The following is a 7,664-nucleotide window of genomic DNA, read 5'->3' on the forward strand; positions in this document are numbered from 1 at the left end:
GGCGCCGACGCCCGCGTGGTCGCGGTCGTGACCGGCGAGGAGCGAGCCGTGGGAGCGGCTGCTGTCCCGACCCGGTCGAGGGCTCGCGCAGGTCGCTGACGCTCGCGCTACCCGGCTTCCGAGGTGACGTGCGCGAGAAGGCTCAGGCGTTCCTTCGCCTACAGGGCGTGCTCGCGGAGCCAGGGGAGGAGTGCCGCGAGCACGGCGGCCGGCTGCTCGACCGAGGGGAAGTGCGCCGCGTCGGCGATCCGGACGGCTCGCCCGCCCGCGCCGGCGAGTCGCACCGTCTCGGACTGCGTCGACCGGATGGCCGCCAGGTCGTGTTCGCCCACGACGGAGAGCAGCGGGCTCGCCAGCTCCCGGAGTCGGGCGAACGCGGGTGGTTCGCCCTGGTCGCTGTAGGCGCTCGGGTACGTCTTGAGGAGCTCGACGTGTTCGTGCGCCTGCCGGATCGCCGCAGCGAGGAAGCCCGGCTCCACCTGCTCCCGTCGGCGCGTCGGTCCGACGCTCCAGACGTCGACCTCCTGCTCCGCCCGCCTGGTCCAGTCCTCGGCGGCCTCGGCTTCATCCGTGGCGTCTGAGAGCGCTTGCTCAGCGGCCGTGAGGTGGAACGGGGCTCCGCTTGGCCGAGCGCCCATCATCACGACGCCGGAGACCCGATCGGGTGCGGAGAGGGCGGTGTCCAAGGCGACGCGACCGCCGAAGGACGCTCCGATCAGCGTCGCCCGAGGGATGTCGAGCTCGTCCATGACCGCGAGGGGATCATCGCTCCCGCGATAGTGACCCGTGACGGGCGAGGACTGTCCGAAGCCCCTCGCGTCGTAACGGACGACGCGGTGGTCGGGGAGCAGCGCCGGAACGATCGAGTCCCACATGCTGCTGACGGCGTTGCCTGCGTGCAGGAGCAGCAGTGCGGGCGCGGACTGATCGCCGTGATCCCACACAGCGAATCGGGCGGCCTTCGTCGTCACGAACCTCACCCGCCGAGCGTAGGACGGCGCGGATCGGCCACTTCGGAGTCCGCAGGCCCCGAAGGGCCGTGCGACCCCACCCGTCGAGGACGGCTTCAGCGGCGTCTCGGGCTACTTGCCCACGTCGGTCAGCCTGGGCACCTGTGTGCAGATCGATTCCTTGGCCTGCGCCACCTCGGTCGAGTCCGCGGCGAACGTCTTCGTGCCCTTCACGGTCTGGCCGTTCTTCGCAGTCCTGCCGTCCTTCGAGATGTCCACCTCGGTCGTGTCGATGCGGTAGCGACCGGCGCCGGTCCTCACGGCGTCGACACCGGCGAGCATCCAGCCGCCTCGATCGCTGCCGACGCACGCGACGCCGGTGCCGTACGTTCCCCAGCCCCATAACGTGAAGCGGTACGGCTTGCCGTTCGTGCCGGCCGGCACCACGAGCCTGCAGCCCACGATCGCGAACACCACGGCGGTGTGCCCGTCGTCCACGACCGCGACCGGAGGTTCGGCCTCCATGGTCTTGGCCCACGCGTGGTGGTCACCGCCGCCTGTGAGCAGCGCCCCGGCGTTCGTGGTGATCAGCGCTCCCGAGGCCGTCTTCACGCCGAACGTCGTCCCGCTGAAGAAGATCGTGTCGGCTCTGCCGTCGCCGTCCAGATCGAGCATCTGCTTCCTCGCTGACACGGAAGGGATGCTCCCTCCTGTCGCCGGACATCCCGAAGAAGCGGGGCCTGGCGATGAGGAGACCGCGTTCGGCGGTGTCGGGCTCGTCGTCGATGCACCGGAGGACCCGGCCGCGCTTGTCGGCCGTGTCGTCGAGGTGGCGCTCGCCGGGGTGCCTTCGGCGGTCGAGCTGGTGCACCCCGCCAACAGCGCGGCGCTGACCAGGACGGCAGCCGCTCCGCACGCCTTCATACCGTTGACCATCGGTTCCCCCTCAGCGCTTCCCCCGCGCCCGCTCAGCCTCGCAACGACGCGTGAGAGCCCCCTCCGAGCCCGACCGCCCGCCGGTAGTCGTGGGCGTGCTGCTCTCCGTCAGGTCACGGGACCCGGATGAGCACGGTGTTCGCGGTGTTGAAGTCGCTGCACGCGCCGCTTGCGCGGTGCCAGGAGGGGTGGATGGTGCGGGTCAGCAGCGGCGTCGTGCGGTCGGAGAGCGCGACGGTGACGTCCGAGGGGTCTTTGGCGGCAGCGCCGTTCTCGAGCTCCCTGACGGCGACCCGCCAGTGATCCACGGAGGTGGCGTAGAGCGCGAGGGAGGGGCCTCTGCCGATCGACGCTCCGCGGTCGGTCGAGGAGGCGTTGAGGGGCTGGGTGCAGCTCGTCCCCTCGCACAGTGCCAGCAGCGGATGCAGGTGCGTAGCACTCGTGGCGACGATCGTGAAGTGATCGGCCACCTTCTCGGCGGAGCAGGACACCGGCGCGCAGGCCGAGAGTGCGGTCGTGACCGCGGCCAGGGCTCCGGCCACGCCGATCGCCAGGCGGAGTCTCGCGGCCGGTGCGCGGGTCACCCTCCGGGCCTCGGATCGTTCAGCCGTGCTCAGTTCGCGGTGGTCGCGCGCACGAGGCCCTGCTCGTCGAGCCAGAGGTTGATCCGATCGTGTCGCAGTTCCTGCGTCATCCAGGTGGGGCCGTGAGGCACGACCCGTGCGCTGAGCCCGGCCCCTTCGACGACAGCGACCGCCTCGTCGGCGCCGTGGCCTTTCAGATCTTCCTCATGCGTGTCGAGCCAGTCCTGAGCTGATCGAGCAGCGGCGTCCACCCGGCCAGTATCAGGCCGCAGCTGCGATCAGACCAGGTGAACGACCGACCTGCGCGAAGGCGTTCCGAACGTGATTCCGTTCGGTCGTGCGCGGGCGTCAGGACTCCGCGCGCCAGAGGGCTTGGTAGTAGGCGACGCGGGCCGGGTCCGGGGTGATGCCGTAGGCGTCGAAGAAGTACGGGTCCCACCCGGGGCCGTAGTTCCACTGCAGCGACATGGCCGCAACCGCGAGGTCGGCCCACCGATCGCCCACGGCCGCGTCGCCGAGATCGACGTTCGCGGCGAACCGCCCGTCGGCGTCGAGCAGCGTGTTCGGTGAGCACGCGTCGCCGTGCACGAGCACGGGTTCGTGGACCGTGGGTCGGGCGCCCAGCGCGGTGGGGGAGCGGGTCGCCCACGACTCCCACGTCGACGGTGCTCCGTGGACGGGGAGGGCGTGGAGCCAGCGAAGCCCCTCGGCGATCGCGCGCACGGCGAGTTCGGGCCGAGCGCGCCAGTGGCCCGCTACGGCTGACTCTGCGCGGATCGCGGCCGTGAGCAGCCACTGACCGTCGTCGTCGGCGCCCTCGTCGAGGACCTGCGGAACGGGGTGCCGATCAGCCAGCCAGCGGAGGCGCACGCCTTCGCGGCGAAGGTCGATGCCCGCTGATGAGGGACTCCACTTGAGGTAGCGGTCGCCGATCTCCCAGGTCTGGCCACCGAGCTCGTTCCGCCACGCGAGCCTCGGTTCGAGCCCTCCGGCGAGGTCCTGGACGATGCGGGCCGGGTGCTCCCCGGCTTGAAGGGCGAAGAACCTGCGGCCCCAGGACCCGGATGCGTCACGGGCTTCGGCGTCTCCCACTCCGGGCTGCGCCGAACTCCCGCTCACCGCACCACTCTGCAGGGGCGCGCCGCCCCGGCCAAGTCGGGGCTCGGGGTGCGGCCGTTGAGACGAGGGCGGCACCGGCGGACACTGCCGAGTGTGAAGTGGTTTCGTCGGGGAGTCTCATGGCGCTGGTTCGTCGTCGTGGGCGTCCTGACAATGTCCGCTGCGGGGCTGAGCGGGTGTACTGCGGACCGTGCTGGCGCTGAGCGGTCGGTCGATGGGGTGCCGTTCGCGGGCATGGTTCCGTGGAACAGCGCCGTGATCGAGCGCGACGGGAGGACCATCCACCTGCTTGCGGACTGGGATCACATCGATCACCTCGTGTGCGCTCTTCCGAAGGAGCGGGTGTCGGTCCACGAGTCCGCTGCGCGGGTAGTGATCACGGTTCGGGGTTACGCGAAGCCGTTGCCGGCAGGTGTGGCTTGCGGAGGCAGTGGTTCACTGCCTCAGCCCAAGACAGTGACGTTGCAGCGGCCGTTGGCCCAGCGGTCGTTGATCGACGGCGGCTCGATGCAGACGCGGAAGGTCATCGAGGACAGCAGTCTGCCCACGATCACGGCCGTCCCGGTCGGCTACGAGGCGCAACCGATGACATGGGCCGTCGAGACGCACGATGAGCGCACCGCGACTCGTGTGTGGCAAGTCGGCGATGGCGTGCCGAGCCGGTTCGTGCGCCTCACCATCGGGCTCCCGACTTACTACACCTTCATCGGCCCGGCCGGGGCCGCGAAGGGCACCGTCACCGTCCACGGCGCGACCGCCCACGTCTTCGGTACCGACAGCGAGAGCCAGGTGACGACGACCGTTCGCTGGACCACCGCGGCCGGCCGTCAGATCAGCTTGGAAGCGAGCGGGACCGAGAGAGCTCACCTGTCCGAGACGCAGGTGGTGGCCATCGCGCAGTCGGTGCGCTGAACGACCCCCGCCGCAACCGGGCGAGCAACGTTCGCCGGTCCGTGGCACATCGCCAGGGTGGCCGGTTCCGCTCGTCCGGAGGATGCGTCTCACGAGCAGGGAAGTCGAAGGGAGGTCGCCGGCCGCATTAGGCGCCGGCCTGGCAGAAGCGCAGGACGTTCGCGTAGGGGTCGATGACGGTGAATGTCGGGCCGCCCGGGGCATCGCGGTGGAGGCCCGGCCGCTGGCGAGGGGCGAGCCGGGGCAGAAGCTCCTGGCGAAGTCCGGCGGCGTCGGGCACAGGGATCCAGACCACGGATCCAGGCGTTCCGTCGCCGTAGTGCTCCGAGAGGTCCAACGTCGTCTCGCCGCGACGCACCCGGAGGTAGAGCGGGAGCCCGGGCTCGAAGCGGTGCTGCCACAGTTCGGTGAAGCCGAGCACGTGGGTGTAGAACGTGGCCGCTTGTTGCGCATCCTGCACCCGCAGCACCGGTACGGGCGTGCCGAGTCCCGACTCGGCCGTGGGCGTCATGCTCGCGACCGCCGTGTTCCAGTCGCGGTGACCGAGTTGATGAGCGATGAGTTCCAACGTCTCGCTGTGCGTGAGATGGAGGTCCCGCTCGGCAAGATCACGGCGGAGAGCGCGTGCTGCCAGCTTGGCGTCGACGATGTTCAACATGTCTGTCCTGGTTCTCGGCATCGGGTCCGGTCTCCGCGTTGCCGAGGATGCCGCAGGCAGATCCGTCGGGAGCATGAATGCGACGTGTTCACCGGGTTGCGGAGGGCGGGCCTCGTCGAGCCGTCGACATCCTGCTCCTTCACCTTCGGTCGATCAAGCACTTCCCGCGGGTCCGCAGCGCTGCCCGGATGAACCGGGAGCAGTGAGTCGCCTCATGCGCAGTGACGAAGCGGATGGTGCACGGTGCGGTGCCCACGTACGCTCTGCGCGTGGAACCCGACCGTGACGACGAGTTGCTGCTTCGACTTCCGCACCTCAGGTTGAGAAACCGGCGACGCTTCGGGGCGCTCGCGGCACTGGTCGTCACGAGTCTTGCGCTCACGTGGGACCTCGCAGGCCTGTTGCCGTTCCTCGGCTCGCTGGATTCGCCGGAGTTGTCCCAACCACTCGTGGGATTCGGCTTGTTCGTCGGTGCGTGGGTCGCGGCAGTGGCGTTCTTCGCCTGGACGCTCGGCCGCACCGCTTCTCGGGCGCGTTGAAGCGCGGGATCAGCGATCTCGGCCCACTCTTCGACGCACTCCCGGCGACTTCGCTGCGGCGGCGGAGCGACGGGGTTGCGGGACCGACGCCCTCACGCGGCCGCGCTGCGCCGAGCGCCGGCATGCGGACCGCATTCCGGGCATTCCCATCCGCGTTCGTGCACGTCGCCCCAGCGGACCATGGGGACGAAGCAGGGAACGCAGAACGCCTGGGTCAGTTCGTTCTCGTACATGTGGGTCCTTCCGAAGGGTGACGGGGTGGATCGGCGTCAGCCCAGCAGCAACGACGCCCAGCGCAACCGCGCAATGCGGGTCGCAGGCGGAAGCTCAGGCTGGGGCGGCCCCAGAGGGAGGGTCAGAGCGCTCCGCGTCGTGGACGCCCCGAGCCCGGAGCCGCGATCGGCTGCTGAGCGGGAAGAGTGCGCCCCGAGCAGGCGTTCCGAGGGCTGGGTAGCTGAGTCAGCTGAACCAGCGGTCGAGGATTTCGCCAGCGAGTGCGTCCGGTCCGCGGTTGGTTGAGTCGACAGTCAGGTCGTAGTCGATTCCGAGGTGCACGGATCCCGACTGCAGCTGCGCCATCCCCGCGGTGCGGTCACCCCGTGCGAGTTCCCGCTGCGCAGCAGTTGCGGGGTCGCAACGCACCCCGACCCAGGCGGTCGGCAGATCTGTCAGTGCTGCGCGCCAGCGCTGCTGCGCGGCCGGTCCGCTGATGAAGTTGTCCTCGATCAGCAGGTGCGCGCCGAGTTCGGCCATCCGCGCTAACCCGCCCATCCAGTACTCCTCGACGGTGGTGAATGGTGCAGAGACGTTCACCGAGCCGTCGGCGGCCAGGTCGAGGCCGTCGCTGGAGAGCAGCGACGGGGGACATGCGTCGACGAGCGTGTCCACGCTGAACCGCAGCCATGCGCCGGGCAGCACCAGCTGCAGCGCGCGGGTCAGGCTCGACTTCCCGGAGCTGGAACCCCCGTTGAACACGAGCACGACAGGACGGGGTTCAGCGGCCACGGGCGCACGCTACCTGGGGGCCCCGGACTCGACGCGAGCGACCGTGCGACCCGAGCGGCCCTGTCTCACGGGCAGGGTTCTGAGGCCGGTGGCTTATGAGAGGTCGAGCGGGTCAACCGGTTCTGGCTTCGTCGACGGGGTGTGAAGGATCGACGAGACCATCGTCCAGGCGCGGTCGGGCAGCGATTCTCCTGGGTAGCACTCGGCGTAGAAACCGTCGGCTTCCTCGACTGTGGTGATCTCGCAGATGGCGAGGAGTTTGCGGATGTCGTCGGTGTCGCGGCCCGGTCGGTTTGCGCGGAGCTTCATCGCGAGCAGGGTGTCGGCGCCGGCGATCTGGATCACGATCGCGCCGTCGTCGTAGACGGTCTCCCATGCGGTGGGTCGTCCGTAGAGCGGCTCGCTGCCCGTGTTGGTCACCTTGAAGTTCAGCCAGCCGTGATCCCATCCGCGTCGGTCTGCCACGCGGTTCGCCGCCTCCGTCACGGCGTCGTCGGTTCCTGGTCGGACATGCAGCGCGTCGACGTCGGCTGTCGTGTGGCGGTCGAAGTGACGGAGTGCGATGGCCGCGCCGCCGACTACTCGTAGGCCCACGGGTTCGCCTTCGGCTCTCAACTCGATGATGAGTTCGCGAAGCGAGCCGATCAGGTCGTCACGTGTGAGGAGCGTCATCTCAGGCGCTCGAGAAGGTGTCGGCCCAGGCGAGCACCCCGTGTTGACGGAACTCAGCCGGCACGTCAGCGGGTGCCGGGATCGGGTCAGCGTCGTCGATCTGCAGGACGCGCGGGGGCGCCAGCGTGTGGCTTGGGTCGGATACCCAAGCGGGCAGGGGGATTCGATCCTCGTTGAGGCGCCAAGCCGTGACCGCTGCGAGGGCGGCGTCCCACACCTTCTCGCCCGTGGTTCCCGGTGGCGAGACGGTCAGCACGCCGCGGACGAGGCCCTTCTCGGCGAGGAGGTC

The 7,664-nt window shown here is 69.8% G+C and carries 10 protein-coding genes and 1 pseudogene; 2 read left to right on the top strand and 9 right to left on the bottom strand.

Annotated features, from left to right (window positions below):
• Nucleotides 1-158: 158 nt before the first annotated feature.
• The 5 genes from ACTHLI_RS14055 to ACTHLI_RS14075 form a co-directional block, all read right to left on the bottom strand.
• Nucleotides 159-980 (bottom strand): alpha/beta fold hydrolase, encoded by an 822-nt coding sequence (locus ACTHLI_RS14055; RefSeq protein ID WP_440184900.1) that lies wholly within the window; start codon nt 978-980, stop codon nt 159-161.
• Between the two features lie 102 nt (nt 981-1,082).
• Nucleotides 1,083-1,643: a hypothetical protein gene (locus ACTHLI_RS14060; RefSeq protein ID WP_440184902.1), complete on the bottom strand. Its 561-nt coding sequence runs from the start codon at nt 1,641-1,643 to the stop codon at nt 1,083-1,085.
• Between the two features lie 356 nt (nt 1,644-1,999).
• Nucleotides 2,000-2,470 carry a hypothetical protein gene (locus ACTHLI_RS14065; RefSeq protein WP_440184904.1) on the bottom strand — a complete coding sequence of 157 codons (471 nt, stop codon included), beginning with the start codon at nt 2,468-2,470 and terminating at the stop codon, nt 2,000-2,002.
• A 29-nt stretch (nt 2,471-2,499) separates the two neighbouring features.
• Nucleotides 2,500-2,721 (bottom strand): hypothetical protein, encoded by a 222-nt coding sequence (locus ACTHLI_RS14070; RefSeq protein ID WP_440184906.1) that lies wholly within the window; start codon nt 2,719-2,721, stop codon nt 2,500-2,502.
• A gap of 97 nt (nt 2,722-2,818) precedes the next feature.
• Nucleotides 2,819-3,589 (bottom strand): phosphotransferase, encoded by a 771-nt coding sequence (locus ACTHLI_RS14075; protein WP_440184908.1) that lies wholly within the window; start codon nt 3,587-3,589, stop codon nt 2,819-2,821.
• 255 nt (nt 3,590-3,844) lie between these two features.
• Between ACTHLI_RS14075 and ACTHLI_RS14080 the strand changes: the two genes are divergently transcribed.
• The gene (locus ACTHLI_RS14080) at nt 3,845-4,501 is read left to right on the top strand and encodes a hypothetical protein (RefSeq protein WP_440184910.1); all 657 of its coding nucleotides are present in this window, start codon (nt 3,845-3,847) and stop codon (nt 4,499-4,501) included.
• Nucleotides 4,502-4,628: 127 nt separating this feature from the next.
• Here the strand turns inward: ACTHLI_RS14080 and ACTHLI_RS14085 are convergent, their stop codons facing one another.
• Nucleotides 4,629-5,159 (bottom strand): glyoxalase superfamily protein, encoded by a 531-nt coding sequence (locus ACTHLI_RS14085; protein WP_440184913.1) that lies wholly within the window; start codon nt 5,157-5,159, stop codon nt 4,629-4,631.
• A 269-nt stretch (nt 5,160-5,428) separates the two neighbouring features.
• Between ACTHLI_RS14085 and ACTHLI_RS14090 the strand changes: the two genes are divergently transcribed.
• Nucleotides 5,429-5,698, top strand: coding sequence for a hypothetical protein (locus tag ACTHLI_RS14090; RefSeq protein WP_440184916.1), 270 nt, complete (start codon nt 5,429-5,431; stop codon nt 5,696-5,698).
• 459 nt (nt 5,699-6,157) lie between these two features.
• On the opposite strand, the gene ACTHLI_RS14095 is transcribed toward ACTHLI_RS14090, so the two are convergent.
• From ACTHLI_RS14095 to ACTHLI_RS14105, 3 genes and pseudogenes are all read right to left on the bottom strand, one after another.
• A complete protein-coding gene (locus ACTHLI_RS14095) occupies nt 6,158-6,703 on the bottom strand; it encodes a phosphotransferase-like protein (protein ID WP_440184919.1) in 546 nt (181 codons plus the stop codon).
• Nucleotides 6,704-6,796: 93 nt separating this feature from the next.
• Complete coding sequence (locus tag ACTHLI_RS14100; protein ID WP_440184922.1) at nt 6,797-7,375, bottom strand: hypothetical protein; 579 nt, start codon at nt 7,373-7,375, stop codon at nt 6,797-6,799.
• A 1-nt stretch (nt 7,376) separates the two neighbouring features.
• A pseudogene (locus tag ACTHLI_RS14105) lies at nt 7,377-7,664 on the bottom strand (helix-turn-helix domain-containing protein); the annotation flags it as partial.

It is taken from the genome of Amnibacterium sp. (genome assembly GCF_051956055.1).
GTDB lineage: Bacteria > Actinomycetota > Actinomycetes > Actinomycetales > Microbacteriaceae > Amnibacterium.

Excerpts from the sequence above, each read along its gene's own strand:
- ACTHLI_RS14100 (WP_440184922.1), bottom strand. The coding sequence starts at position 7,375 with ATGACGCTCCTCACACGTGACGACCTGATCGGCTCGCTTCGCGAACTC.
- ACTHLI_RS14085 (WP_440184913.1), bottom strand. The coding sequence starts at position 5,159 with ATGTTGAACATCGTCGACGCCAAGCTGGCAGCACGCGCTCTCCGCCGT.